The organism is Solimonas flava DSM 18980, assembly GCF_000426685.1.
Taxonomy (GTDB): domain Bacteria; phylum Pseudomonadota; class Gammaproteobacteria; order Nevskiales; family Nevskiaceae; genus Solimonas; species Solimonas flava.
This window is the reverse complement of the sequence record NZ_AUFV01000003.1, coordinates 317,070-343,550: the sequence shown is the minus strand read 5'-3', so window position 1 is coordinate 343,550 and position 26,481 is coordinate 317,070. Positions and strand designations below refer to the sequence as shown.

General features: G+C 65.3%; 26 protein-coding genes. 3 read left to right on the top strand and 23 right to left on the bottom strand.

The genetic code is table 11. The features are described 5' to 3' along the window. Window positions 1-28: 28 nt before the first annotated feature. From dmpG to K343_RS21235, 8 genes are all read right to left on the bottom strand, one after another. A complete protein-coding gene (dmpG, locus tag K343_RS0106630) occupies window positions 29-1,096 on the bottom strand; it encodes a 4-hydroxy-2-oxovalerate aldolase (RefSeq protein WP_028007381.1) in 1,068 nt (355 codons plus the stop codon). After that, complete coding sequence (locus tag K343_RS0106625) at window positions 1,096-2,010, bottom strand: acetaldehyde dehydrogenase (acetylating) (protein WP_028007380.1); 915 nt, start codon at window positions 2,008-2,010, stop codon at window positions 1,096-1,098. The genes dmpG and K343_RS0106625 overlap by 1 nt, the downstream gene beginning before the upstream one ends. Continuing rightward, entirely contained in the window at window positions 2,007-2,270 is a 264-nt protein-coding gene (locus K343_RS0106620) for a tautomerase family protein (RefSeq protein WP_028007379.1), read from the bottom strand. Before K343_RS0106620 ends, K343_RS0106625 begins: the two co-directional genes overlap by 4 nt. A 147-nt stretch (window positions 2,271-2,417) precedes the next feature. Then, complete coding sequence (dmpH, locus tag K343_RS0106615; protein ID WP_028007378.1) at window positions 2,418-3,206, bottom strand: 2-oxo-3-hexenedioate decarboxylase; 789 nt, start codon at window positions 3,204-3,206, stop codon at window positions 2,418-2,420. Beyond that, on the bottom strand, window positions 3,203-3,997 hold the full coding sequence (gene dmpE, locus K343_RS0106610; protein ID WP_028007377.1) for a 2-oxopent-4-enoate hydratase: 795 nt from the start codon (window positions 3,995-3,997) through the stop codon (window positions 3,203-3,205). The genes dmpH and dmpE overlap by 4 nt, the downstream gene beginning before the upstream one ends. An 18-nt stretch (window positions 3,998-4,015) precedes the next feature. Next, the gene (locus K343_RS0106605; protein WP_028007376.1) at window positions 4,016-5,455 is read right to left on the bottom strand and encodes a 2-hydroxymuconic semialdehyde dehydrogenase; all 1,440 of its coding nucleotides are present in this window, start codon (window positions 5,453-5,455) and stop codon (window positions 4,016-4,018) included. A 68-nt stretch (window positions 5,456-5,523) separates the two neighbouring features. After that, window positions 5,524-6,024: a GlcG/HbpS family heme-binding protein gene (locus tag K343_RS0106600; protein ID WP_211226178.1), complete on the bottom strand. Its 501-nt coding sequence runs from the start codon at window positions 6,022-6,024 to the stop codon at window positions 5,524-5,526. Continuing rightward, window positions 5,976-6,338: a 2Fe-2S iron-sulfur cluster binding domain-containing protein gene (locus K343_RS21235; protein ID WP_084615732.1), complete on the bottom strand. Its 363-nt coding sequence runs from the start codon at window positions 6,336-6,338 to the stop codon at window positions 5,976-5,978. Before K343_RS21235 ends, K343_RS0106600 begins: the two co-directional genes overlap by 49 nt. 143 nt (window positions 6,339-6,481) lie before the next feature. On the opposite strand from K343_RS21235, the gene K343_RS0106590 reads away from it, so the two are divergent. Further along, window positions 6,482-7,411, top strand: coding sequence for a LysR substrate-binding domain-containing protein (locus tag K343_RS0106590; RefSeq protein WP_028007374.1), 930 nt, complete (start codon window positions 6,482-6,484; stop codon window positions 7,409-7,411). Between the two features lie 21 nt (window positions 7,412-7,432). On the opposite strand, the gene K343_RS0106585 is transcribed toward K343_RS0106590, so the two are convergent. The 9 genes from K343_RS0106585 to K343_RS24375 form a co-directional block, all read right to left on the bottom strand. Next, window positions 7,433-8,185, bottom strand: a complete 753-nt coding sequence (locus K343_RS0106585; RefSeq protein WP_028007373.1) for an SDR family NAD(P)-dependent oxidoreductase — start codon at window positions 8,183-8,185, stop codon at window positions 7,433-7,435. A 9-nt stretch (window positions 8,186-8,194) separates the two neighbouring features. Then, window positions 8,195-9,127, bottom strand: a complete 933-nt coding sequence (locus K343_RS0106580) for a catechol 2,3-dioxygenase (protein ID WP_028007372.1) — start codon at window positions 9,125-9,127, stop codon at window positions 8,195-8,197. Window positions 9,128-9,338: 211 nt separating this feature from the next. Further along, on the bottom strand, window positions 9,339-10,400 hold the full coding sequence (locus K343_RS0106575; RefSeq protein ID WP_028007371.1) for an NADH:ubiquinone reductase (Na(+)-transporting) subunit F: 1,062 nt from the start codon (window positions 10,398-10,400) through the stop codon (window positions 9,339-9,341). Between the two features lie 2 nt (window positions 10,401-10,402). Next, the gene (locus tag K343_RS0106570) at window positions 10,403-10,762 is read right to left on the bottom strand and encodes a phenol hydroxylase subunit P4 (protein WP_028007370.1); all 360 of its coding nucleotides are present in this window, start codon (window positions 10,760-10,762) and stop codon (window positions 10,403-10,405) included. A 24-nt stretch (window positions 10,763-10,786) separates the two neighbouring features. Next, the gene (locus K343_RS0106565; RefSeq protein WP_028007369.1) at window positions 10,787-12,385 is read right to left on the bottom strand and encodes an aromatic/alkene/methane monooxygenase hydroxylase/oxygenase subunit alpha; all 1,599 of its coding nucleotides are present in this window, start codon (window positions 12,383-12,385) and stop codon (window positions 10,787-10,789) included. 40 nt (window positions 12,386-12,425) lie between these two features. Then, a complete protein-coding gene (locus K343_RS0106560; protein ID WP_028007368.1) occupies window positions 12,426-12,704 on the bottom strand; it encodes an MmoB/DmpM family protein in 279 nt (92 codons plus the stop codon). Window positions 12,705-12,713: 9 nt separating this feature from the next. Then, on the bottom strand, window positions 12,714-13,709 hold the full coding sequence (locus tag K343_RS0106555; protein ID WP_028007367.1) for an aromatic/alkene monooxygenase hydroxylase subunit beta: 996 nt from the start codon (window positions 13,707-13,709) through the stop codon (window positions 12,714-12,716). 27 nt (window positions 13,710-13,736) lie between these two features. Continuing rightward, window positions 13,737-14,006 carry a phenol hydroxylase subunit gene (locus K343_RS0106550; protein ID WP_051278009.1) on the bottom strand — a complete coding sequence of 90 codons (270 nt, stop codon included), beginning with the start codon at window positions 14,004-14,006 and terminating at the stop codon, window positions 13,737-13,739. A gap of 178 nt (window positions 14,007-14,184) precedes the next feature. Further along, window positions 14,185-14,382, bottom strand: coding sequence for a hypothetical protein (locus K343_RS24375; RefSeq protein WP_154662461.1), 198 nt, complete (start codon window positions 14,380-14,382; stop codon window positions 14,185-14,187). Here K343_RS24375 and K343_RS0106545 point away from each other — a divergent pair. Beyond that, a complete protein-coding gene (locus K343_RS0106545; RefSeq protein ID WP_028007365.1) occupies window positions 14,381-16,102 on the top strand; it encodes a sigma-54-dependent Fis family transcriptional regulator in 1,722 nt (573 codons plus the stop codon). The two genes, K343_RS24375 and K343_RS0106545, sit on opposite strands and share 2 nt — an antisense overlap. Here the strand turns inward: K343_RS0106545 and K343_RS0106540 are convergent. From K343_RS0106540 to K343_RS0106515, 6 genes are all read right to left on the bottom strand, one after another. Further along, window positions 16,099-16,515, bottom strand: a complete 417-nt coding sequence (locus tag K343_RS0106540; protein ID WP_028007364.1) for a tautomerase family protein — start codon at window positions 16,513-16,515, stop codon at window positions 16,099-16,101. The two genes, K343_RS0106545 and K343_RS0106540, sit on opposite strands and share 4 nt — an antisense overlap. A 10-nt stretch (window positions 16,516-16,525) precedes the next feature. Next, on the bottom strand, window positions 16,526-18,952 hold the full coding sequence (locus tag K343_RS0106535; RefSeq protein ID WP_028007363.1) for an efflux RND transporter permease subunit: 2,427 nt from the start codon (window positions 18,950-18,952) through the stop codon (window positions 16,526-16,528). After that, window positions 18,949-20,052, bottom strand: coding sequence for a YCF48-related protein (locus K343_RS0106530; protein ID WP_051278008.1), 1,104 nt, complete (start codon window positions 20,050-20,052; stop codon window positions 18,949-18,951). The genes K343_RS0106535 and K343_RS0106530 overlap by 4 nt, the downstream gene beginning before the upstream one ends. Before the next feature lie 74 nt (window positions 20,053-20,126). Then, a complete protein-coding gene (locus K343_RS0106525) occupies window positions 20,127-21,476 on the bottom strand; it encodes a DUF1329 domain-containing protein (RefSeq protein ID WP_028007361.1) in 1,350 nt (449 codons plus the stop codon). Window positions 21,477-21,509: 33 nt separating this feature from the next. Further along, window positions 21,510-23,138 carry a DUF1302 domain-containing protein gene (locus K343_RS0106520; protein ID WP_028007360.1) on the bottom strand — a complete coding sequence of 543 codons (1,629 nt, stop codon included), beginning with the start codon at window positions 23,136-23,138 and terminating at the stop codon, window positions 21,510-21,512. Window positions 23,139-23,476: 338 nt separating this feature from the next. Further along, window positions 23,477-25,216, bottom strand: coding sequence for a sigma-54-dependent Fis family transcriptional regulator (locus K343_RS0106515; protein ID WP_084615731.1), 1,740 nt, complete (start codon window positions 25,214-25,216; stop codon window positions 23,477-23,479). 220 nt (window positions 25,217-25,436) lie between these two features. Here K343_RS0106515 and K343_RS0106510 point away from each other — a divergent pair, with 220 nt between their 5' ends. Next, entirely contained in the window at window positions 25,437-26,408 is a 972-nt protein-coding gene (locus K343_RS0106510; protein WP_043112212.1) for a PDR/VanB family oxidoreductase, read from the top strand. Window positions 26,409-26,481 lie beyond the last annotated feature (73 nt).

Genomic DNA, 26,481 nt, shown 5'->3' with positions numbered 1-26,481 from the left:
GTCGACGATCGGCTGACGTGAATGCTGCTTATGCGGCGTGGCGCTGCGAAGCTTCGCTGAGCAGGCCGCGTTCCTTGGCCATCGTCATCGCGGTGTCCTCGATCATGTCTTCCTGGCCGCCGATCATCTTCTTGCGACCGAGCTCGACGAGGATGTCGCGCGCGGGCACGCCGTACTTGGCGGCTGCGCGGTTGGCATGCAGCAGGAAGGTCGAGTACACGCCGGCGAAGCCCAGCGTCAGCGACGCACGGTCGACACGGACGATGTGCTCCATCATCGGGAAGATCACGTCTTCCGTGAGGTCCATCAGCTTGAAGAGATCGCAGCCCGTCTCGATGCCCATGCGCTCGCAGACCGCCACGAAGACTTCCAGCGGCGTGTTGCCCGCGCCGGCGCCGAGGCCGCCGACCGATGCGTCGATCCGGGTGGCGCCCTCCTCGATGGCGGCGATCGAGTTCGCGATGCCCATGCCGAGGTTGTGGTGGCCGTGGAAGCCGATTTCGGTCTCCGGCTTCAGGCTGTCGCGCAGCGCCCGGACGCGCGCCTTCACGTCCGCCGGCAGCAGGTAGCCGGCCGAGTCGGTGATGTAGACGGTCTGGGCCCCGTACGACTCCATCATCCTGGCCTGCTGCGCCAGTCCTTCAGGACTGTTCAGATGGGCCATCATCAGGAAGCCGGTGGTATCCATGCCCAACTTGCGCGCGTAGGCGATGTGCTGGGGCGACGTGTCGGCTTCCGTGCAGTGGGTCGCCACGTGGACACTGCGCACGCCGTGATCGTAGGCGCTCTGCAGTTCTTTCATCGTGCCGAGCCCCGGGATCAGCAGGGCCGAGACCTTCGTGCGCTTCATCTTCGGCACGACGGCGTCCCAGTACTCCTCGTTGCTGTGCAGGGCGAAGCCGTGCTGCAGCGAATTGCCGCCGAGGCCGCCGCCGTGCGAGACCTGGATCAGCGGCACGCCGGCATCGTCGAGTCGCGTGGCGACGCGAACCATCTGCTCGGTGGAAATCTGCTCGCGCTTGGCGTGCATGCCGTCGCGCAGCGACATGTCATGCACGAGAATCTTGCGGCCCTTGAGATCGATCGGCTCCAACATTACGCAACCTCCGAAAGCTGAGGCTGAACGCGGCCAGCCAGGAATTCCTCGGCGAACATTTCGGCAGTGCGCGTCGCGGCGGCCGTCATGATGTCGAGATTGCCCGCGTAGCGCGGGAGATAGTCGCCAAGGCCGGCGACTTCCATGTAGACCGAAACCTTGTGGCCGTCGTAAACCGGCCCGTTGACGAGCCGGTAACCCGGCACGTAGCGCTGCACTTCGCCGATCATTTCGAGGATCGAGGCAGTGATCTTCTGCTGATCCGGCGCCGCATCCGTGAGGCAGTAGATCGTGTTGCGCATGATCATCGGCGGATCGGCCGGGTTGATGATCGCCAGTGCCTTGCCGCGACGCGAGCCACCGACCACGCAGATGGCGTTCGACGTCGTGTACGTGAACTCGTCGAGATTGGCGCGGGTTCCCGGGCCGATCGACTTCGACGACAGGCTGGCGACGATCTCGGCGTAATCGACCGACTGGACGCGGCAGACGGCATTGACGATCGGAATCGTCGCCTGGCCGGCACACGAGATCATGTTGACGTTCTGGACCTTCTTCTCGCGCAGACCTTTCAGGTTCACGGGCGGGACGCACAGCGGGCCGATCGCGGCCGGCGTCAGATCGACCATCAGCACACCGAGCTCGGTGAGCTTGCGCGAGTTCTCGGCATGGACGTAGGCGGAAGTCGCGTCGAAGGCAATCTGCACTTCGTCGGCGACGACGTGCGGCACCAGGCCGTCGACGCCCAGGTCGGTGATCTTGAGGCCGAGGCCCTTGGCGCGAGCCAGGCCCTCCGAAGCGGGGTCGATGCCCACCATCCAGACCGGTTCCAGCAGCTCACTGCGCTTGAGCTTGTAGATCAGGTCGGTGCCGATGTTGCCCGAACCGATGATGGCGCATTTGATCTTCTTCATGCCGACACTCCTTTTCCATTGGTGGCGCCGTTGGCCGGCGCCTCCGTAACAGCTTTCGCCGCGCCGCTGCCGGCGGCCTGGTCCAGCGCCGTGATGCCGGCAACGGAGAAGTTCTCCGGCGGCAGGTTGTGGATCAGGATGCGGACCTGTTCGCGCCGGACGCCCAGCACGTCGACGACCGTTTTGGTGACGGCGTCGCAGAGGCGACGCTTCTGGTCGACCGTCCGGCCTTCCAGCAGATGAAATTCGATGATTGGCATGCCTATCTCGTGGGTTCTTATCCAAATACGGGGTGGGCGATGAGCCGCTGCCGGATCGCGTTTCGCACCTTCATGGCCGCGCGCGCCGGCGGGCGCGGCTGATCGGCAGGGCAGAGGTTTGCGAAAGCCATGGCGGCGGCAAGGCGGTCAGGCGAACCGGAAGGACACGCTGCCCATGTCCTGGAAGCGGGCAACGATGCTGTCGCCGGCCGCGACCGGGATGGCCTCGGTGATGCCACCGGTCATGACGAAGCTGCCCGCCGGCAGCGATTCGCCGCGCGCGTGCAGATGCTCGAGCAGCATCAGGATGGCATTCGCCGGGTGATTCAGGACAGCGGCGCTGGCGCCCACCGCCTGGATCTCGCCGTTCTTCTCGATCACGACGCCGATCGTGCGCAGGTCGAGCTCGCGCGGATCGCGCGGGCGCCCGCCGGTGACATAGCGCGACGACGAGCCGTTGTCGGCGATCACGCTGATCAGATCGAACTTGAACTTCTCGTAGCGCGAGTCGATCACTTCGACGGCCGGGATGACGAAGTCCGTGGCGTCCAGCACCTGCTCGATGGAGCAGCCCGGGCCGGACAGCGGCTTCTTGAGGACGAAAGCGATCTCGGCCTCGACGCGCGGATGCACCAGTTCGCGGATCTGGATGGCGCCGTTCTCCGGCCGGGCCATGGCGTTGGTCAGGATGCCGAAGCTGGGCACGTGAACGCCCATCTGCTGCATCTTGGCCTTGGACGTCAGACCGGCCTTCATCCCGATGACGCGGTCGCCGCGGGCGATCCAGCGGCGGCGCAGCTCGTCCTGGACCGCGTACGAGTCCTCGATGGTCATCGACGGATGCTCGTCCGTCAGCTTGGTGATGGTGTGCGCGTGGTCCTGAGCGTGGAGAACGCGATCGGCCAGTTCGCCGATGATCTGCGGGGACAGGTTCACGCGCGCGCTCCGGTGAAGTGGATTTCGCACGCGCCGATGCCGCCGACGGTGCACCGGAGGCTGTCTCCGGCAACGCAGGGCACCAGAGTCGACTGCGAGCCCGAGAGGATGACCTCGCCCGCCCGGAACGGAATGCCGAGTGCGCCCAGCGTGTTGGCCAGCCAGACGACGGCGTTGACCGGGCCACCCTGCACGGCGGCGCCGGCGGCGGTGCTGAACAGCTCGCCGTTGCGCTCCAGCACCATGCCGGCCAGATTCAGGTCCACCTTGTTCGGACTGATCCTGCGCTTGCCGAGCAGATAGACGCCGCACGACGCGTTGTCGGCAACGGTGTCCTGGATCTTGATCTTCCAATCCGTGATGCGGGAATCGACGATCTCGAAGCACGGCACGACGTAGTCCGTGGCGCGCAACACATCGGTGGCGGTCACGCCCGGACCGTTCAGGTCGCTCTTCAGCACGAAGGCCACTTCGGCTTCGGCACGCGGCTGGATCAGATCGCCCAAGGGCACGTCCTGGCCTTCTTCGTAGGCCATGCCGGACGTCAGCTGACCGAAGTCCGGCTGCTTGACGCCGATGAGCTCCTGGACGGCGCGGCTGGTGACGCCGATTTTCTTGCCGACGATCTTCTCGCCACGCTCGAGGCGGTGCGACAGCATCCGCTCCTGGATGCGGTAAGCATCCTCGACGGTGAGGTCGGGTTCACGGGAAACCAGCGGGGCGATGGTCGTGCGCGTGACGAGCGCATGGTAGAGAGCATCGCCGTGGCGCTGGATCGATTCGCGACTCAATGACATGACGGGCGGATCTCAGAGCTTGATGCAGACGTTGCGGAGCTCGGTGTAGAACTCCAGGGAGTGAACGCCGCCTTCGCGGCCGATGCCGGACTGCTTCGAGCCGCCGAACGCGGTGCGCAGGTCGCGCAGGAACCACGAGTTCACCCAGGCGATGCCGACCTCGATCTTCGAAGCGACGCGGTGCGCGCGGGCAAGGTCGCGCGTCCAGATGGTGGTCGACAGGCCGTAACGCGTGTCGTTGGCCAGGCGGATCACTTCCGCTTCGTCATCGAACGGCGCGATGTGGCAGCACGGCCCGAAGATTTCCTCGCGGACCACGGACGCCGACTCGGCAAGCCCCGTCCAGATGGTCGGCTGCACCCAGGATCCGGCGGCCAGCGCGCCGTCGAGCTGCGGCACGCCGCCGCCGGTGACGAGCGTCGCGCCTTCGGCCTTGGCCTTCTCGTAGTACGAGAGCACCTTGGCGCGATGCTCCTGGCTGATCAGCGGCCCGAGCGTCGTGTCCTTGTGCTCCGGATTGCCGGGCTTGAGCGCTTCCGCGCGCACCTTCAGGGCCGCGACGAACTTGTCGAAGATGGGGCGTTCGACGTAAAGACGTTCGGTGCCGAGGCAGACCTGACCGCAGTTGAGAAACACCGAGCGGACGGCGCTGTCGATCGCGGCATCGAAGTCGCAGTCGGCGAAGATGAGACCCGCGTTCTTGCCGCCAAGCTCGAAGGACACGTCACGGATCTGGTCCGCACCGGCTTTCATGATGGCGGCGCCGGTACGCGTCTCGCCCGTGAACGTCACGGCATCGACCCCCGGGTGGCTCGTCAGGAACTCGCCGGCCGAGTTCGGACCGAGGCCGTGGACGACGTTGTAGACGCCCTTCGGCACGCCAACCGCGTTCATCACCTCGCCCAGCAGCGTGGCCGTTCCCGGCGTTTCCTCGGACGGCTTGACGATCACGGCATTGCCGCAGGCCAGCGCCGGCGCCACCTTCCAGGTCATCAGCAGAAGCGGCGCATTCCACGGGCAGATCACGCCGATCACGCCTTTCGGCACGCGGATCGCGTAATTGAGAGCCCCGGCACCATCCGGCGTCGGCGTCTGGAACGCCTCGGTGGCAACGTTCTTGACAACGTCGGCGAAGATCTTGAAGTTTGCCGCGCCGCGCGGGATGAAGGCGTGCTCCATCATGCTCTTCGGCTGCCCGGTGTCGGCCATCTCGGCGGCGACGAAGTCGCCGAAGCGGCGCGTGATCTCGTCGGCGACCTTGTACAGCAGCGCCGAGCGCTCCTCGACCGTCATGCGCCCCCAGGGACCTTCCATGGCGGCCCTGGCCGCCGCCACCGCGGCATCGATCTCGTCGCGGCCGCCCTCGTGGACATGACCGAGCAGCGCATTGTCGATGGGACGGCGCTTCTCGAAACGCCGGCCGCTCGCGCTGCCGACGAACGCGCCGTCGATGAAATGGCGGAACTCCTTGCGGCCTGCATCGGCCGCCGTCGTGGCGGTTCCGACACTGCGTTCATTGCTCACTGCTTTTCTCCGATTACTGCTGCGACACCAGCCTGCGCGCAGGCGACGTCCTGGGATTCGCTGCCGCCGGACACGCCGATCGCGCCGATGAGCGTGCCGTCGATACGGATCGGCAGGCCGCCGCGGATCAGCGTGAAATCGGCGACCGGGATCAGGCCCTCACGGACCCGCGCCGCTTCGTGGGCCAGGATCTGTTCGGCGAGTTCGGGCTCGATGCCGAGACCGGCCGCGGACTTGGCCTTCTTGCAGGCCATGTCGATCGACATCAGGAACGAGCCCGGCATGCGGGCAAAACCGGCGAGATGACCGGCACTGTCGACAACGGCGACATTGATGCGTACTCCCATCCGTTCGGCCTCGCCCAGCGCGCCGTGCACGGCGCGCAGCGCAGCGTGGTGAGAAATCACGGCCTGCGCCACGTGCGTCTCGGTTTCTTCGTGCAACGTGATCATCTGACTGACGGTTCCGTAGTTTCGTCCGGGCGCCTCGACGGGCATCCGCGGCTGATTGCATCGGCAGCGACGGCAACGAGCCGCCCGACCGGCACGATCCGAAGATCGCTCTCGGGATAGAGCCGGCAGGCCAGCACGAAGCCGAGGTCTACCTGGTCCTTCGGCGCCTGCGTGTTGCTCATCTGGCCCAGGCGGTAGCGGCCGCTCAGCACCCTGACCCTGCAGACACCGCAACCGCCGCTGCGACAGCCGACCTGGATTCCGCGCTGATTGGTGTTCGTCATCGCCGACAGGACGGGCTGGTCCGTTGCGCAGTGGAACGCGTTTCCGTTCCCATCGATGAGCACTTCGAAGCGCATCTTTCTCCTCGGTCGCTCTTGTCCAGCCACGGCGACATTCGCGATCAAATTTAGGCCGCGACAGCAATACGGTCTAATACCTTTATCCGGCCGTGCCGATACCGATGGAGTATCATCGCGCAACGATGAGGACGGCCTGGCAGATGAACTTGAATTCGATCGAGATTCGACATCTTCGTTACTTCGTGGCGGTGGCTGAGAGCGGCACGTTTCGCGCCGCAGCGGACCGCCTGCACGTGTCGCAGCCGCCGCTGACGCGTCAGATCCAGCAGCTCGAGGAGTTGCTCGGCACCGAGCTGTTCGTACGCCATCCGCGCGGCGTGGCGCTCACTGCAGCGGGCAAGCTGTTCTTCGAAGATGCACGGAATATCCTCACGCTGACCGAGCAGGCCCTCGACCGCGTCCGTCTCGCGAGTCAGGGTGAACTCGGACGCCTCGACATCGGCATCTTCGGTTCGGCTGCGCTGGACGTGGTTCCGCGCATCATCCAGAGCTTCCGAAAGCAGCACCCGCAGGTGCAGATCGTCCTGCACAACATCGACCGGCAGGGTCAGATCAAGGCCCTCGCCGAACGCCGCATCACCGTCGGTTTCAATCGTTTCTTCAGCGAAGAAGTCGGTCTCGTCTGGGAGACGATCCTGACCGAGCGCCTTCATCTGGCCGTGCCGGCGGCGCATCCGTTCGCCAGGCAGGAAAAGGTGGCGCTGGCGGACGTGCAGGGCCAGCCGCTGATCCTCTATCCGCGGGCGTCGCGCGGCGGCTTCATCGATCATCTGCTGCGCATGTTCCATCAGCGCAATCTCACACCCAACATCGTTCAGGAAGTCGACGACGTGGTGACGGCCGTCGCCCTGGTCGCCGCCGGTGCCGGGCTGAGCCTGGTGGTCGATTCGGCGTGCAATCTGAATCTGCCCGGCGTGGTCTACGTGCCGTTGCGGGAGAAGGACGGCGCGGTATTCGACCTGTACATGATTCACCGCGACGACGACGAATCGCCGTTGCTGAAGGCCTTTCTCGCAGTGGCCCGCGCGCAGAAGACGCGTTCGCCGAAGATTGCCCGCGCGGCATCTTGAGTCCGCCGCGCGGCGCGGCGGCTACGGCAGGCCACGCCGCCGGCCGGCGTCCATGAACAGGGTGCTGCCGGCGAGGGCATCGGCTTCCGGGGCCAGCAGGGTCGCGATCATCCAGGCGATTTCCGTCACCGACGTGAAGGCGCCGATCGCCGACTCGCGCTGCATGTCGCGCAGCACCTCGTCCTCCGAAAGTCCGTCGCGCGCGGCGCGTGCCGACGCCACCCGGCGCAGGCGGTCGGTGTCGGCCGGCCCCGGCGCCACGAGATGCGAAGTGATGCCGCGCTCGCCGTACGCCCAGGACAGCTGCCTCGTCAGATTGGCCAGCGCCGCATTGGCAACGCCGGCCGTCGCCGCATAGGCGGTCGGCTCGAAGCCATAGTGCCCGCCGATGGCGACCAGCCGGCTGCCGCGGACAAGACGCGCGTCGACGGCGCGCACCAGGCGCAACATGCCGCCGACCTTGATGTTGACGGCGTCGGCGAGCGCCGCCGTCGGCACGGCCAGCACGCCGCCGGCCGTCGCAACGCCCGGGCCGTGAACGACCATTCGCACCACGCCGTCGGCGGCGGCGCGAATGGCGTCGATGGCCGAATCGTCCGAGATGTCGCAGGCACAGGCCTCGATGTTCGGATCTGCCGCGGTCAAAGACTGCAGCGACGCAGCCGAGCGGCCGACCGCGACGACCCTCAAGCCGGCAGCCGCCAGACGCCTGGCGATGACCTGCCCCATGGCGCCGGTGCCGCCGACGACGACCGCGACCTCCTTTTCGCTCATGGCCAACGCTCAGGTCAGCACGGTGAGGAAGCTCTCGCGCGGCGTGAAGTCCTGGTGGAAGGTCGCCGCGCCAAGCTCGGTCGTGTCCCAGACGAGGGTCTGCGTATCCGGATAGTGGACGTAGCCTTCGGCGAAGACTTCGTTGCGATTGCCCGACGGATCGAAGAAGTAGATCGTCGCGCCGCGTGTCACGCCGTGCCGGTTCGGACCGACATCGACCGGGATACGGTACTTGCCGATCCTGTCGGCGGCCTTGATCACGTCATGCGCCGATTCCAGCAGGAACGACACGTGGTGGAAGCGACCCGGCTCCGGCTGCAGGACGAACGCGACGTCGTGCGGCTTCGTCGAACCGGACAGGAACACGGCAAGTGAAGCCTTGGACTCGTGGTCGATCAGCTTCTCCGACAGGTCGAATTCGAAGACTTCGGTGAACAGGCGGACGTTGTCGTCGATGTTGGTGCCGCCGAGAAGCACGTGATCGAGACGGTTGATGTTGAAGCCGCGGATGACGTGCTCGTCCGGCACGACACCGGGATTGAGATAGCCGAGGGTGTTGCCGACCTGTTCCTTGTGGGCATACAGCTGCATGCGATGGCCGCTCGGCAGCATGAATTCGAGGCGACGGCCGCTCTTCGGGTACACGCCGGCGGCGATGTGCTTCACTTCGAGGCCGAACGCCCGGATCTTCGGCTCGAGATCGGTCAGGGTCTTGTCGTCGTAGACCTTGAACGCGAAGTAGTCCAGGCCCGGCGAGTCGGCCTGCCGCAGGACGATCGAATGATGGTCGTGCTCGTCCCAGGCCTTGTAGTAGACCCGGCCGTCGGCATCCTCCATCACCTCGTGCAGTCCCATGCGATCGCCGTAGTGACGACGCGACAGTTTCATGTCCATCACGCGGATCGCGACTTCGCCGACCCGCAGCAAGCCTCGTAGAGCCATTTTCACTTCCTCCAAACGCCGGCCTGGACGGCCGGCTCTCGTTAGGTAATCGTCACGGCATGCGGGCCGTTATCCGGCAACCACTTGCCATTGGGCAGTCATGCATCGTCCGCAGACGATGGCGCCGATTTTCACGGTAGTGGCCTCGCCCTATACCGTCTAATACCTTTTCCCCGCTGCGGCGATACGGGACCGGTAATTCCGCGCCGCCTCAGATGTTCCGGAACAGCGGACTCCGGTTCTGCTGGGCATCGGCCGCCGAGATGAACTTCTCGTGATAGATGTCGCGCTCGAAGAGACGACCCTTCATGAGGGCGCTGATGCAGGCGTCGATCATCATCGGCGGGCCGCACAGATAGGCCTTGTGGCCGCGGAAGTCGCCGTTGAAGTGCGCCAGCGCCGCTTCGTGCACGAAACCGCGAAAGCCGGTCCACCCGCTGTCCGACGCCTCGCTGGAAAGCGCCGGCACGTAGCGGAAGTTCGGATGCTTCTCGGCAAGCGCGAGAAACTCGTCGTGGTAGTACAGCTCCTCGCGGACGCGCTGGCCGTAGACCAGCGTGATCGGCAGATCGCTGCCGCTTTCGAGCAGGTCGAGAATCATGCTGCGCGGACTGGAGAGCCCCGAACCGCCGGCCATGAAGATCATCGGAACGCCGGCCGACTGGCGGACGAAGAACCGGCCGTAGGGCCCGGACAGCGTCAGGCGATCGCCGACGGCCAGATCCTTGTGCACGAATCCGGTGCCGACGCCGCCGGGAACGGCGCGGATGTTCAGCTCGATGTCGCGCCCCGCGGAAGGCTGGCTGGCGAGCGAGAACGCGCGCGTCACGGCCTGGCCGGGAAGCGGGATCGCGAGATTGATGTATTGCCCGGCCTGGAACTCGATGGCCTCGTCGAGCTGCACGTGGACGCCCTTGATCGTCGGCGTCAACGCATCGATCCGCGTCACGGTGCCGTGAAAGTCGCGGACCGGGATCACGATCGCGTCGGGGTCCTCGTCGATATCGGCCTCGATCACCGCGTCCGACTGCAGCGTCGCGCAACAGGCCAGCGCCTTGCCCTCGTCGCGCTCGAAATCCATCAACGCGAACGGCGAGGCGTCACCGTGCTCGATGTCGCCTTCCTTCACGGTGATCTTGCAGGTGGCGCAAAGCCCGTGGCAGCAGGCATGCGGCAGCCAGATGCCGGCGCGCAGCGCGGCATCGAGCATCGTCTGGTCGTCGGCGACCTCGATGGTCTGGCCGAGCGGCTCAATGGTCAGTTGATAGCTCACGATCAGCCGGCTCCGTTATGTCCGTCGAGACCGGGCGTGCGAAAGCGGATCTGCGTCTTGTGCTTGAAGCCGTGCTCGACCATCGACTTCGACGGATCCGGCGTGAATGGACCCTTGGCGCTCGACCATTGCACCTCGTTCCATTTGATGCGGGCGAAGTCGGGGTGTGCGCCATAGATGCCGGGCAGCACCTGCTCGAGCAGTGCTCCGAACGGCATTTCCGGCGGCACCGGGATGCACATCGGCCAACCGAACATCGTGTGCTTCTCCCAGCAGATGTTCAGCAGCTGCTGGCCGCGAAAGTTCTCGACGCGGTCCCGAAACTCGCCGTGGTAACCCGGCTTGATTGCCTTGACGGGCATGCTTGTCTCCTCCTGTGGTGGCGTTCAGGTCGTCTTGCGGACGGCTTGCGTGATCGCGCCTTCGTGCAGGTTCGCGGGGCGGCTGGTCCACTGCTCCCAGCGGCTTGCATCGACGTGCTGACTCATGAGACCGCCGTCGACGCCCGGCTTGATGCCCATGTACTGCAGCGCCGCGACCAGCGGATTGAAGTCCGGCGCAGTCGGGTCGGCACCTTCCGGAAAACAGTTGCCCTGATAGATCTGGTGCACCGGAAGCCAGGCGTGCACATACTTCTCCGGCTCGTTGCAGAAGATGTCCTTGCAGCCGTCCGAACAGAAGTGGAAGGTCTCGCCCTGGTACTCGGTCTCGCGGTGCACGAACTCGGTCGGGTCGTCCGGCTCCGTGTAGATGCACGGCCACTGGCAGACCTGGCAGAGCTGCGGCAGGGTCATGTTGGTGAACGGCGTGCCCTTTTCCTCCAGCTCACGCCAGTGCTCGAAGCGCGGCCGGTAGTAGCGGTCGAAGGTGTCCGGATACTTTTCGGAAAACCAGTCCATCTCCTCCGCCGACGGCAGCCAGACCGGAAAGCCGACCGCGTTGCGCACCGAGTAGAAGATGCTCCACATCTCGTGGCTGACGCGCTGCTTTTCCTTGATCGTGACGTCGGCGTACTTCGGCGGCCGGATACCGTAGCGCGCAAGATCGGCAAACAGGGCGCCGCCGTTCTCTTCGTAGTAGATCGTCCAGGCTTCCGACCATGACATGACGCGCTTCGGCAGCATGTAGTCCATCATCGTCGCGAGCAGCGCCAGCAGGCGATAGCCGCGCCAGAACCATTTGTCGATCCACTTCTGGACCAGCGGCACGTTGTCCGGATCCTGCTCCAGCAGGAACTTGATGACCTCGATGCCCAGCGTCATGTGCCGCGCCTCGTCGGACTGCGCCGAGAATCCGAAGGAGACGGTCGACATGTCGCCGTTGAAAGCGGCGCCGGACATCCACGGCATGAACGCCAGATTGGTCAGCACATACTCGAACGCGAACGAGATCGCGACGATGAACTCGAAGGGGCCGCTGGAGACGGCGTCTTCGAAGAACGACTTGGGGATGGACAGATACCAGACGCGATCGAACTGGTGCGGAAAATCCGCCATGCCCTCGAAGAAGCGGTTGTAGTGGCTGATCGCATGGATCTGCGTCGTCGCGTGCCGCAGTTCGTCGATCGCCTGCATCTGCGCGGCGATGCGCGGACCCACGCCCGGGAACTCGCGGCCCAGGATGTTGAAGCCGCGGTGCGAGGCGTACTCCAGGCCGACGATGCCGTTCAGGAAGAGCTTCAGCGCCTGGACGTAGCGGGCATCGGTGACGTTGAACTGGCCGTTGTTCTGCTGGAAGGCATCGATGATGGCGTAGAGCTTGCGCTCCTTCTCGCCCTGGTACTTCCAGTAGGCATCCATCGTCAGGCGGAACGGGTCTTCCCACTTCTCCCAGTCGTGGATCTTGATGCCCTCGAAGTCGATCGTGCGGAAGATTTCCTCCTTCTTCTCGTACGTGGGTTCCCAGCCCAGGCCACGCGTCAGCAGCGCGTAGTTCTCCTTGAGGCTCAGCTTCTTGATCGGTTTGAGATCACCGTCGGCGGCCATGTTTCTCTCCTGCGTAATATTTTGAATAAGGGGCGGCGGGCTAGGCCTTCCAGAACAGCACGAATTCGTCTTCGGACTCGTCCACTTCACCGGCGAGCGAGATCAGATTGATCTGCAGCTCGCGCAGATCGAAGTCGCGGCCCATGCGCTCCTCGACGGAGCTGCGACGGATCACCATGCGGCCCGGACAATTGATCTTGACCATGGCCGGATACTCGTTGACCTGCGCCTGCGGGTTGTCACTGCAGATCGCCTCGATGATCGGCAGGGTGTCGTTGTTGGCCTGAAGCGCGATGAAGACGGGCTGGATGTTGGACATGGGCCTGCCTCAGACCTTCAGGCCGAGCTTCGCGGCACGCGCGTCGAGCTGGGCGGCGACGGCGCCGAGCGCCGCTTCCGCCGCATCGCCGAGGACGCGTTCGGCAATCGGCTTGAGCGCATCGATGCCCGCCTCGCGCCAGGCGAGGAACCAGCCGACGATCGCCGCGCGGTTCTGCTCGTTCTCGGCGGCAGCGGTCTTCACCGTGGCGTCCACCCACTTCGCCGTCTCCTCGTGCCAGCGCAGGAGATAGTCGGTCAGCGTCGACAGGCCGGTGCCGTGGCTGGCGGCGATGTGCTTGTCGAACTGCTGGAAGAAAAACGGATATACGAGACCATCCAGCGCCAGGTTCTGGGCGACCATGACCTCGAACCAGTCGCGCGTGACGAACAAGCGCTCGATCCGGCGGCGCAGACCTTGCCAGGCCGGATCGTCGATCCAGAGCGCACGGCCCCGGGTCAGCGATTCGCCGGAGTTGCCGTCGACCAGCAGGCCGATGCGCGAAATATGCTGCGCCATGCCAAGGCGATCGGTCGTCGCCATGATCGCGGCCTGCGTGATCGCCGTGCCGTAGCCATAGGCCGAGATGAAGCAGTTGTTCATGTTGGCGCCCCACTCGTAATGGCGGAGCGGCAGCAGCGCGAAGACGATCTGCGCGCGGACTTCTTCCGGCAGCTGACGCAGCAGATCGCGCTTCTCCGCGAAATCCAGCTGGCGATCGAGCGCGTCCTGCTGCTTGGCGCGCGTCGTGGTGTAGCTGCCGTAGTAGAACTGGCGCGGATCCTTCAGCGCGTACCAGTCGGCCATGGTGATCGCGGTACGACGCTTGTCGTAGATCTCACCGTCCGGATCCCACAGCGGCTTGTAGTGGAAGTTCACCTCCGACTGCACGTCGTAGGCGATCTCCTGATAGCGGCTGGCCGGCTTGTCGCCGAAGCGCCGCGCGAGATGCGCGAAAGTGTTGCGGATGGGCTTGACGCTATTGGTCCTGATATCGACGGACATGGCTCTCTCTCGACTGATGGCCTGTGGTTATTCGGTGATGCCGGCCTTGCCGTACCGCCACTTGGCTTGTTCCAAGTCGACGGCCAGCGACTGCGCCGGGGTGAGTTCGATGCATTGGTTGGTTTTGCAGAACTCGGCGTAAGCCCGCTCGGAGAGCACGAGTTCGACCATGAGGTCCGGGCTGCCGATGCCGAACGAGAACTCGACATAGCCGTGATCGTTGACGCGGTTGCGTCGCACGAATCTGATTTTCGTGTCGACGCCGTCGAGCAATGAACGGGCGTTATGCGCCTGCATCGGATCTCTCCTCCGTTTTGTAGGCCGCTATGGCTGCGGCTCAGTCCCATTCACGTGGCATTCGCCGTGCCAGCGGCGCCAGAGCGAGCGGAGAGAAATTGCAACCACCATGTTTAAGCTAAATTTTTAGCGCTCCTGAAAAGGATCTGGCGGCATCAGGAGACAGGGCGGCTTGCTGTCAAGTGACTATTTGATAGATTAGACCGTCATTTTGACGTCCGCCGGCATCATGAAAATCGATGCGGCTCTTCGAAGAAATTGCTTGCGCGGGGCTCACAGCCCTGTCTTTCATCTCGTAAACCAGCGGTAACGCCATGTCCTCCGCAACGCCAAGATCGCTGGCGAGTCCGGCAACGAATCCGGATCCGTCGGCCATGCCGGATAACCGCGACCTCGTCTCCCGCATCCACTTCTCGCCGGAAGACGGCCATATCTGGCTCGACGACCAGCGCATGCTGCTGCTCCACGCCTCGGGCTTCGGCGTACTTCGCCGCGAGCTGATCGAGACGCTGGGCAGCGACCGCGCCCGCGGCCTGCTGACCCGCATGGGCCACAACTCGGGATCGCACGACGCCGAACTGGCGCACCGCCTGCGGGCGAATGCGGGCGCCGTCGAGGCCGTCCTCGTCGGCCCGCAACTGCACATGCTCGAAGGCGTCGGCACGGTGACGCCGGTGCGGACGACCGTGGACATGGAGAACGGCAAGTTCTACGGCGAATACCTGTGGAGCGCCTCCGCCGAGGCCGAGGAGCACATCCGGCAGTACGGCCTGGGCACCGAGCCGGTCTGCTGGATGCAGACCGGCTACGCATCCGGATTCACCAGCCGCTTCATGGGCCGGCCGATCCTGTTCAAGGAAGTGGAATGCAAGGCGCAGGGCGCCGACTGCTGCAGGATCGTCGGCAAGCCCGCGGACGAATGGACGGACGCCGAACTCGAACTCGACTCGCTGCGCGCCGACCTCATCACCGATGGCCTCGCCAGCAAGGCGGCGCACAGCGGCGCCTCCATCCTCGACAACGCCGAGGTGGTGGGCGTATCGGCCGGATTCAGCGCCGCCTGTCAGAAGCTGCGGCGCGTCGCCGACACCCAGGCCACCGTCCTCTTCCTCGGCGAGAGCGGCGTCGGCAAGGAGGTGCTGGCCAAGAGCCTGCACCGCATCAGCCCGCGCGCCGGCGGCCCGTTCGTCGCGATCAACTGCGCCGCCATTCCGGAGACGCTGATCGAATCCGAGCTTTTCGGCGTCGAGCGCGGCGCCTACACCGGCGCGGCCCAGAGCCGGCCCGGCCGCTTCGAGCGTGCCGCCGGCGGCACGCTGTTCCTCGATGAAATCGGCATTCTCAGCAGCACGGCGCAAGGCAAGCTGCTGCGCGCACTGCAGGAGCGCGAGATCGAGCGCGTCGGCGGCAGCAAGACCATCAAGGTCGACGTGCGCGTGGTGGCCGCCACCAATCTGGATCTCAAGCAAGAGGTGCAGGCCGGCCGCTTCCGCGCAGACCTGTTCTTCCGGCTCAACGTCTTTCCGATCACCGTCCCGGCACTCCGCGACCGCCTCGAAGACATTCCGGTCTTCATGAACCACTTCCTGCGCAAGTTCTCGGCACTGCACAAGCGCCGCGTGTCGGGTTTCAGCGCCAGAGCCATCGACGCCATGCTCAGCTACGACTGGCCGGGCAACGTCCGTGAACTGGAGAACGTGGTCGAGCGCGGCGTGATCATGGCCCCCGACGAGGGCGCCATCGACTCCTTCCATCTGTTCTCGGGCGGCGAACGCGTCGAGCCGCGTTATCTCGGCGTGCGTGCGGACGGCGATCTCGGCAGCCCGAATCGCGGCTCGGCCGGCGGGCTCGGAACGGACGGGATGCTCGGCGGCCGTGTGCAGCGCAAGGTGACGCAACTGCTGGCCGGCATCGCCGACAACGGCGATTCGACGACGCTCGACGAGATCGAGGAAATGCTGATCCAGAGTGCTTTGCGGGCGCACAACGGCAACCTCGCCGCGGCCGCACGGACGCTCGGCATCACGCGTCCGCAGCTCGCCTATCGCCAGAAGGCGAAGCGCGGCAACGACCGCCCGGCCCAGGACGGCGGCTAGGCGCCGGTGGTGCGCCCGGCCAGCTCGGACGCCCGCACCGTCGAGGCCGGGATTCCGGCAATGGCCCAGTTTTCCGGCTCGATCGGCCAGCAGCCGCCCCGCACCAGGCTCCGGTCCACTTCCAGGATCTCCACGATCAGATCGGTGAACCGCTGCAGCAGCCGTTGCCGCTCTTCGAGCGGCCGCCCCTTCAGCACCAGGAAGTGGAAGTACGGCGCCCGAACGCCGCTTTCATCGACGGGGATGCCGCCCACCGCTGCCATCGACGGCCGATGCAGTTCGATGACGGCGCGCACACGCTCGATCGGACTCTTGAGGATCTCGGCGTAGATCCGGCTCGCCTCTGCCAGCAGGCGCTTGCACTGCACCTGGCTGTACTGTCCTTCGGCGAGGTGGATGGTCAGGATCGGCATGGTCCGGCCCTCAGGTATAGGCCAGGCGATTCGCGGCGAGCGCTTCGGTCGCCGCCTGCGGCGACGGCTTCAGCAAGAAGTGTCCGAGCGCAGGCAGCAGGATCAAGGCGCCGAGCATGTTCCAGATGAACATGAACGCGAGGAGGATGCCCATGTCGGCCTGGAACTTGATCGGCGAGAAGGCCCAGGTCGCCACCGCAATGCCGAGCGTCAGGCCGGTCAGGACGACGACCCGCCCGGTGAAGAGCAAGGCGGCGTAGTACGCCTCGGACAGCGATTGCCCGCGGCGCAGGCCGGCAAGCGTGACGCTCAACACGTACAGCGCGTAGTCGACGCCGATGCCGACACCCAGCGCGATCACCGGAAGCGTGGCGACTTTCACGCCGATGTTCAGCGCCACCATCAGCGCTTCGCAAAGCACCGACGTCAGCATCAACGGCAGGACCGCGCAAATCACCGCTCGCCACGAGCGGAACGCAACGAAGGCCAGCGCAATCACCGCCACGTAGACCAGAATCAGCATTTCGAAATTCGAACGACGCACGACGATGTTCGTCGCCGCTTCGATGCCGGCGCTGCCCGCCGCGTTGAGGAAGTGCAGTTCGTCGGAGTTGTACTGATTCGCGAATGCCTCGACGGTGTCGACCACCGCCGTCAGGGTATCCGCCTTGTGATCCTTCAGGTACGCGTAGATCGTCAGCAGATCGCAGTTCTGATTGAACATCTCGCGCGGCGCGCGAACGATGATGGCGTTCAGCATGTCCTGCGAGCGCGGAATCTCGTACCACTTGAGGCTGCCCTCGCTCATGCCGGCGCTGTGCACCTTGGCGAGCCCGGCCAGCGACGCCGTGCTCTCGACGCCCGGCAACTGGCGGAGCCGCTGCTCCAGCGCATTGACGGCCAGCAGCGTCGAGTAGTGAGCGCAGGCGTACTGAGGGGTCGTCACCATCACGACATAGACGTCGCTGCTGGCGGCGTAGCTGGAGACGATGAACCGGTTGTCGCGGTTGTAGCGCGAGTCCGCTCTCAGCTCGGGCGCGCCCGTTCCGGTGTCGCCGATCTTCAGCTTGCTGCTGACGACGGACCCGCCGACGCCGAGCACAGCCGCCACGACGATGGCGGCCGTTGCCCAGCGACGCTGCGTGAACAGATCCAGGAACGCCCAGAACCGATGCTTGCGATGCGTCTTGTCGGAAGTATCGGCAACGTCGGCGGCGAGGCTGCGCTTCGCGGCCGCGGTGCTGACGCCGGTGTACGACAGCAGGATCGGCAGCAGAACCAGATTCGTAAAGATCAGGGCGGCGACGCCGATCGACGCAGCAACGACCAGATCCTGGATGACGGGAATCTGGATCACCATCATCACCGAGAAGCCGACGGCGTCCGCAAGCAGCGCCGTCAAGCCGGCCAGGAACAGCCGGCGGAACGTAAAGCGCGCAGCGACCAGCTTGTGGGTACCGCGGCCGACGTCCTGCATGATGCCGTTCATCTTCTGGGCGCCGTGGCTCATGCCGATCGCGAAGACGAGGAACGGCACCAGAACGGAGTACGGATCGAGCTCATAGCCGAGCGTCGGCAGCAGACCGAGTAGCCAGATCACGGCGACGAGCGAGCAGAGCACGACCAGAAACGTGCTGCGCACGCAGCGCGTGTACCAGAACAGCACGGCAGCACAGATGGCGATCGCGAGCGCGAAGAACACCAGGATCTGAACCATGCCGTCGATCAGATCACCGACCAGCTTGGCGAAACCGATGATGTGAATCCGGACGCCTTCCTTCTCGTATCGTGCGCGCAGATCGTCGAGTTTCTTGGAAAACTCCTGGTAGTTGATTCGTTCGGCGCCGCTCTCCCGCAACGGCACGAGGATGATGCTGGACTTGTAGTCGGCGGCGACCAGCTGGCCGATCTCGCCGGAGCGCTCGACGTTGAGGCGCACCGCGTCGAGGTCGCTTTGCGAGCCGCTGTAGCCGTCGGGAATGACCGGGCCGCCGTCGAGACCGTCTTCCGTGACGCCGGTCCAGCGCACGGAAGGCGTCCACAGCGACTTCATGTACGGCCGGTCGACGCCGGGGAACAGAAACAGATCGTCGTTGATGCGCCGCAGGGTTTCGAGGTAGTGCTCGTCGAATATGGTCCCTGTCGGGGCTTCGACCGCGATGCGCAGCGTGTTTCCCATGCCGGACAGCTCGTCGCGGTGCGCAAGGAAGTTGACGATGTAGGGATGCCGCGTCGGAATCATCTTCTCGAAGGCGGCATTCAATCTGAGGCCCAGCGCCTGGTATCCGAGCACCAAGGTCGCGGCCAGGCACAGCAGCACGATGAGGCCGCGGTTGTTGAAAAGCAGCCGCTCAGGCAGGGTGCCGGAGCGCTGATCGAAATCCGCCAGATCGCGAACGACTTCACCGGTCGACGGCAGCGAGGAATGGCCCATCATTCAACCTCCGCAACGGCGGACTTCAGTTCGACACGAAGCGGTCCGCGGATGCTGGCCAGGACCAGCGCGCCATCCGTCGTTCGCGTCATTCCGCTGATGCCGCCAGCGGCCGCGCCTTGCAGGGCGACGGCGCTTGCAGCGCCGCCGCGCAACCGGAACAGGCGACCGCCTTCATCGGCCAGCACGACATCCCCGCCGGGCAGCTTCAGCCCGGCGGTGAGCGTGGCGGCATCCGGCAGCGCGACATGTGTCCAGCTTTGATCCGGGAGCCCGTATGCCCAGGCGTTGCCGCGCAGACCGAAGGCGAGAACGTGCTCACCGTCGAGGGCCAGCGCGCCGAAGTAGGTGCCCGGGTAGGCCGACTTCAGCAGCGCGAAGTACGAATCGCCGTCGGTCGACAAGAAGACGTTCCCCTGCTCGGCGGCGACCAGAAAGCCGTTCGCTATCGGGGTAATCGCGTATAGGTGCAAACCGCGCGGGTTCGCAAAACGTCCGATGATCGATCGCCAGCTCTTGCCGCCGTCGTCGGTCTGCAGCGCCAGACCATAGGCACCCACGACGAGACCGTGCCGCGCGTCGGCGAAGTACAGTCCGAGCAGGGGCTTGTCGGGTCCATCCTCGACGAGGCGTTCGGCATTCCGCGCCAGCCATTTCGGCGCAGCGTCGTCGGATTCGAGCGCGCGGGCCTCCTCGCTCGCCAGCTCACCGATGCGGCGGCCGTCGAGCTGCCGTTGCCAGGTCTTGCCCGCATCGGCGGTGTGGAGGACGACGCCGCCGTGGCCGATGATCCAGCCCTCGTCCGGCGACACGAACTGCACCCCGGTCAAGGCCACGCTGACCGGCACGGCGTCCGCCTGCTTCCAGCTGTTTCCGTTATCGTCCGACAGCAGTACGGTGCCCTGCTCGCCGACGGCGACAAGCCGGCTGCCGGCCGTTGCGACCGCGAGCGTGACGGCGTTGCGCGCCCTGACGCTGGCCTGGGCCGACTGATCGAGCAGATCGGGAACCACTTTCGAGGCCGCTGCCGCGTGCTCCCAGGACAACAGGTACAGGCACAGCGCGCAGCAGCGTAGCGACTTGGCAAGCATGGTGGCGTTCATCGGATGACGGGGGCGGCGACGACCCGCTGTCCGGACTCATCCGGACAGCGGGCATCACGAAAAATCGCTGCGAATCAGCGGTCCGCCTCGGCAGCCACCGCCTCGCCGGTGAAGTAGCTTTCCGGCTTGCGATCCACGATCTTGTAGTACTCGCCGTTCAGGGACTGAACGGCACTGAAGGTCTTGGCTTCGAGATTGAAGATGATGACCGGCTTGATGAGCAGACCCGGCAGTTTCGGCACGTAGAACGGCGTCACCTGCGAGGTGCGCCACAGCTTGCCTTCGGCGTCGTAGCCGTCCATCAGCAGCATCACCCAGCTGTCCTCGTCGAAGTAGAAGCGGCGCTTCGGCACCGCGTGTCGCTTGCCGGGCGCGACCGTGGCCTCCACTTCCCAGACGCGGTGCAGCTCCCAGCGAACGTTGGCAGGGTTCAGGTGGTTGGCGGAAAAGGCCTCGTCCTGCGACACCGTCACGGCCTGATTGGCGTTGTACGGCACGTACATCTCGCGCTTGCCGACGAGCTTCCACGAATAGCGGTCGGGATGGCCCATGAACCCCATGACCTCGTCGAAGTAGTTCGCGCCGGAGGCAACGAAATCCGGCGTGTCGTAGGCGACGGTCGGGGCACGCCGCACGCGGCGCTGACCTACCAGATACTGCCAGGCCTGACGCGGCGTCGCGGGATCAATGCTGTCGTGGATCACCAGCGATTCACCACGCTTGAACGGCGGATCCGTCGTGTTGAAGCGCTGGATCCAGTACTCGCCGTTCCAGGTATCGGCCGAACCATCGCGGTAGTAGTACAGATGCTGGAACGACTCGTCGATGCGGGTCGCCAGTGTGCGCTTGCCGTCGGCGGTACCAACGACGTTGCGCGCACCCAGATCGACCGATTCCGGTTCGAGGCGCAGAAGATGATTCCAGATGACCTCGACGCCGGACTTCGGGATCGGGAACGGAATGCCGCCGTAGCAACCCTTCAGCGTCTTACCGCCATCGACGGCCTGACAGCTCGCCGCGTTTTTCTTCGTATTGTCGTAGACGTACTGCGGCGCCACCGCGGTGCGATGGGTCGGATAGACGTCGATGCGGAAGCTGGACGGATAACGCTGCATCAGCGCGACCGTGCCCTCGCTCAGCTTGTCGCGATACTTCTCCATGTTCGCGGCGCTGACCGAGAACAGGGGCTTTTCGCCCGGGAACACAGCCTTCGGCACGTCGCCGACGCTGGCGCCGCTGACCTGCAGAGGCTTGCCGCTCCAGGCGGGAATCGAGCCGTCGGCATTGCCTGCCTTTTCACCGCCCAGGGGCGTCAAGGTCGTGCCGAGGGTCGCCACCTCGTCGGCGCCGACTGCCGCCCGCGCAAGGCCGGTGCAGAACAGCGCGGCCGCGGCAGCCGTGAACACAGTGTTTCGGATATTCATGCTTGGGTTCTCCTCAGAATCCTCGGCGATCGGTCAGAACGCGCGCTCGATCGAGACCGAGATGTAGTCGCGGTCGCCATAGAAGTTGTTGTAAGAGAGGGCCGGCGCGGCGGCGGGCCGGATGATGGCGCCGTCCGCTCCGAAGTAGTGCGAGTAATTGACGCTGCCGCTCCAGAGCTTGCGGTAGCTGCCCTTGACGCCGACATTGAGCGTGCCGCCGTGATCGGACGGGAACAGCACGCCATTGACCGCCGAGCGGCCGCTGATGCCGTAGGTCAGGCCGATCGGCAGCTGCAGATCGAGGCCCGGCAGAACCTGGAAGTACTCCGGCTGAAAGACCATCTGCACCGCGCTCGCGTTGCGCGTCGCGAGCGGATCGACCGCGTCCTTGTTGTCGGTATACGAGACCACGCGATTGAACGCGAACTCGCCGATGAACGATGCGCCGTCCCATACCGGGCTCTCGCCGAGGACGCTGATCGCCGAAGCGTTCAGATGCAGCGTCCTGCCGACGGGATAGGCGGGATGGTCGTTGTTGTCGGCATCGGGACCGACGATCGCCGTTGCGCCGGTTGCAGCGAGCGGCATGTTGTCGCGGTACGAGACTTCCGCCGCCACATTGGTCTCGCCGATCAGCGTGCTGACGGACGCACCGAAGAGGCGAATGTCCTCGCCGTAGACGAGCAGGTAGTCGCCGATGTCGTTGGCGCTGACCGCATTGACGCCCGGACGGGCATAGAACTGCGGCATCTTGTCGTGGAAGATCGCCGCGTAGAGACCGTACTCGCTGTCGCCGGCCTTGAGGCGCAGCTGCATGCCGCCCTGCCCGGAGTCCTTGGCCTCCATGTCGTCGCCGCGGTGCACCCACAGGTCCGGGCCGAGCAGCAGGCGTTCGCCGCCCTCATCCGCGAAGTCGGAGAAGCTCCAGTAGCTGCCGACGCCCGGCAGACGGGTCTTTCGCCATTCCAGCTGGTAGTACGCGCCGAGCGTCAGTCGGGTGTTCAGCTGCAGCTGCGCGCTGACCTGTCCAACCGGGCGCGCAACCTCCTTGAACTGCGCGTTGGGCACGGACAGTGCCTTCGTCAGATCAAGCGGCGTCTGCGCCGCCGCGACGGCGTTTGAACCGAAGAACAGGCTTTCGCCGTAGAGCTGCGTGAAGCGACCGCCTTTGACGTTGAGCCGTTTGTCGCCCATGACGAAGGTGCCGTAGACGAACGCGTCCATCAGCTCGGCCATGCCGCCATGAAGTTTTTCGGTGTCGTCGACGAACTTGTCGGCGGGCCTGGATATCTGGTTGATGCCCTGATTGCCCGGATTGTCGGTGTCGCTGTGATAGACCGTGTCGTACCAGGCCTGACCACTGACGCGCACGCCGTACATCTTCCGGTAGCGGAAGTCGATCGCGCTGAGCAGATCGAGTCGATTCGAGATCAGGCCTTTATCGAAGTTCAGATCGCCGTCATTGGTGTTGACCTGCGCCGTCGTCGGATCGCCGGCGACGGTCGTGCTGGGATCGTGGAGGCGCCATGCGGCGCTGTACTTCACGTTGTTGTCCCAGGACAGGCGCGCATCCTGAGAGCCGATATCGATGTCGAATGCCACCGCCACACCGCTTGCCGTCAAAGCGGCGACACACATCGGGGCGATCGCAACGCGCGCCATGCACCCGGTCGAGCGCAATCTCATGACTCCTCCTCCGCATCTTCTATTTTTGGTCTGTCGCCGGGTCGGACCGGGCGACTGGCTGCGACACTAATAAGGCATCGAAATACCGTCCAATACCATTTGATGGCGTCACGGATACCGCTCCGGTATCGCTCCGTCCGCGCCGGGACGTGCCGGGCACGAACTCCCCGAGCGTCGCTTGCCGGTGTAGCGCCGGAGGTCAGAACCGGTCAGGCGCGCTCGCGCACGTCCCGTCCCTCGTGCGCGCCGACCGAGCCGTCAGCGCTTCAATGCGCGTGCGTCGCGCGCGCGGCCTTAGCGTAGCGACGCACGCGTCACTCGCCGGATGACCTTCTTTTGCGCCAGCGGTATTCGAACTGCCCGCGCCCGAGCTTCAGCATGCGCGCCGCGGCCGAGGCATTGCCGCGGCACGTATCGAGCGCGTGCTGCAAAAGCAGCGTTTCCACGGCGTCCAGAGAGCCTGCACGCCGGAGCAGCCGCTCCAGCAGCAGCGCGTCGTCCGCCGTGTCGGCCGCGGGCGGCGACGGCTCCACCGACCTGGCGGCGGCGGATTCGAGCGTGCGGCCCGGCAGCACTTCGCCGCCGGAGAACAGATGCTGGACATCGATGCCGGCACCGTCGTCGGCCAGAATGATGGCGCGTTCGACCATGTTCTCGAGTTCGCGAACATTGCCGGGCCAGCTGTACGCCCACAGCGCCTCGCTGGCGGCGCGCGTGACGCCCGTGATGTGCTTGTTGAAGCGCCGCGCGTAGCGGTTCAGAAAGACATTCACCAGCAGCGGTATATCGTCGCGCCGCTCCCGGAGCGGCGGGATGTCGATCGGAAACACGTTGAGCCGGAAGAACAGATCTTCACGGAAGCGCCCGGCGCGAACCTCCTCGCGCAGATTGTGATTCGCCGCCGCGACCACGCGCACGTCAACCTTGCGCATCTGCGTGCCGCCGACCCGCTCGATCTCGCCCTCCTGCAGGACGCGCAGCAGCTTGCCCTGGGCCAGCATCGGCAGGCTGCCGATCTCGTCGAGCAGCAGCGTGCCACCGTCGGCCCGCTCGAAGCGCCCGGGTCGGGACGCGCTGGCGCCGGTGAAAGCACCCCGCTCGACCCCGAATAGCTCGGCTTCGACGAGTTCCTGAGGCAGCGCCGCGCAGTTGATCGACACGAACGGTTTCGACGCGCGCGGCCCGATCGCGTGCAGCGCGCGCGCGAAACGTTCCTTGCCGACACCGCTCTCTCCCGTGAACAGCACGGTCGCATCGGTTTGCGCCACGCGCTTGAGCCGCCAGGCGACCGCATTGAAGCCGGCCGAAGCGCCGACCAGGTCCGGAAGCGCTGATCCGACCGGAGCCTTGCCGCGTCCGTGCTCGTCCGGTTCCCGGTGACGCGGGACCGTGACGAACTCTTCGACCCGCATGAAGCTCAGCAGATCGTCGGCGTCGTCGCACTCTTCGACCGGCTGGCCGATGACGCGACAGCAGGCGTGGCCCATCGCGACGCATTCGATCTCACGCCAGATGACCGGACGGCCCATCATGGCCGTGGTGTAACCGCACGCATAGCCGGCCATCATCCAGCAGGCAGGGACGCCACTGATGCCGAAGTGCTGCAGGTGAGTTTCGGCCTCCCACGAGTGTTGCCAGTGGTAGTCGCCCCAGAAGCCGCCGGACTCGGTGTCGTATTGCATGCGCTCAACCACGCGGTTGCGTACGAATCCCTCGATCTCGCGCAGTCGCGGCCCCAGCTTCATGGCCTCCGGCACGCCGGCGCCGCCCTGACGGCGAAGCCCTTTGGAATCCTCCACGCCCTGCTGATAGCCGAGGCGCATGAACAACTCCCGCGTCTTGTCGAGCCCCAGCCGTTCGATCAGTTCGTGCCGCAGGGCCGCCAGCGAATAGCCATGCATCAACAGCATCCGCTGATCGAACAGGAGAATCTCGCCACGATCCGGATCGAAACGCAGATGCTCGGCCAGCGCGGCGTCGTCGACCGTCGCAGCGACGAGTTTCAGGGCGGGGACATCGGGGCTCCGCTGATGACGGGCGATCTTCTTTTCCATGGCGCACAGAGTTCCTTGATTTCAAAAAGTTGTCTGAAATCAGAAAGCCATTGTTGCTGATTTCAGACGATCTTTTCAGGCACGCACCGCGCGGCCGCCGAGACCGACAATCCAATTCATTGTTTTATAAGGACTCTCAACGAACCAGGCCGGATGGCCTCGCTCTTGCTCCCTCTCCGGCAGGCGCTCGTCGATGGCGCCATGACAGCAGGAGGAGAGGATGTCGGATTCACCGATCGCCGCGACCACGCAGGCGCGCATCATCAGGCGCCGGATGCTGGCCGACGGCATCCTGGGACTCACACTGGAACGCATTGACGGCGAGCCGCTGGCGGCCGCCGATGCCGGCGCCCATATCGATCTGCACCTGCCGAACGGCCTGGTCAGGCAGTACTCGCTCAGCAACGCACCGACCGGGCGCACCTACGAACTCGGCGTACTGCTCGATCCCGGTGGTCGAGGCGGATCGATCTGCGTGCACGAGGACTTGCATGAAGGCCAGGTCCTGACGATCGGCGCCCCGCGCAATCTGTTCCGTCTGGTTGCCGGGGCACGGCGAAGCCTGCTGGTCGCTGGAGGCATCGGGATCACGCCGATCATTTCGATGGCGGACACGCTGCACGCCGCCGGCAAAGCTTTCGAGCTGCACTATTGCTGCCGCTCGGCCAGCCGCGCCGCCTACCGTGACCGCCTAGGAAGCGCGGCCTACGCCGATCACGTCCGCTTCTATTACGACGACGCCCCGCAGGACGGCCGTCTGGATACCGATGCGCTGCTGGCTTCGCCCGCGAAAGACCTGGATCTCTACGTCTGCGGGCCCGGCGGCTTCATGGACCACGTCATGGGCCGCGCCAGAGCCGCCGGCTGGCCGGAATCGAATATTCACGCCGAGCGGTTTTCGGCTGATGTCGCGGATCGCGCAGGCGACGCATTCGAACTGGTGCTGGCGCGCTCCGGCCGCGTCCTGCGGGTCGCCACGGAGCAGTCGGTTCTCGACGTCTTGAGAGAAGCGGGCGTGCAAGTGCCGGTCTCCTGCGAGCAGGGCATCTGCGGAACCTGCATCACGCGCGTGCTGGAGGGGCAGCCGGAGCACCGGGACGTGTTCCTGACCGAGGACGAGCGCGCGTGCAATGACCGGTTCACGCCCTGTTGTTCTCGCGCCCGAAGCGCCCGGCTGGTCGTCGACCTGTAAGCGATTTTCTTGCGCGGCGCGCACGCCGGCGGCGCCCGTGGATCAGCACCAGAAGCCGCAAATACCTCGAGGA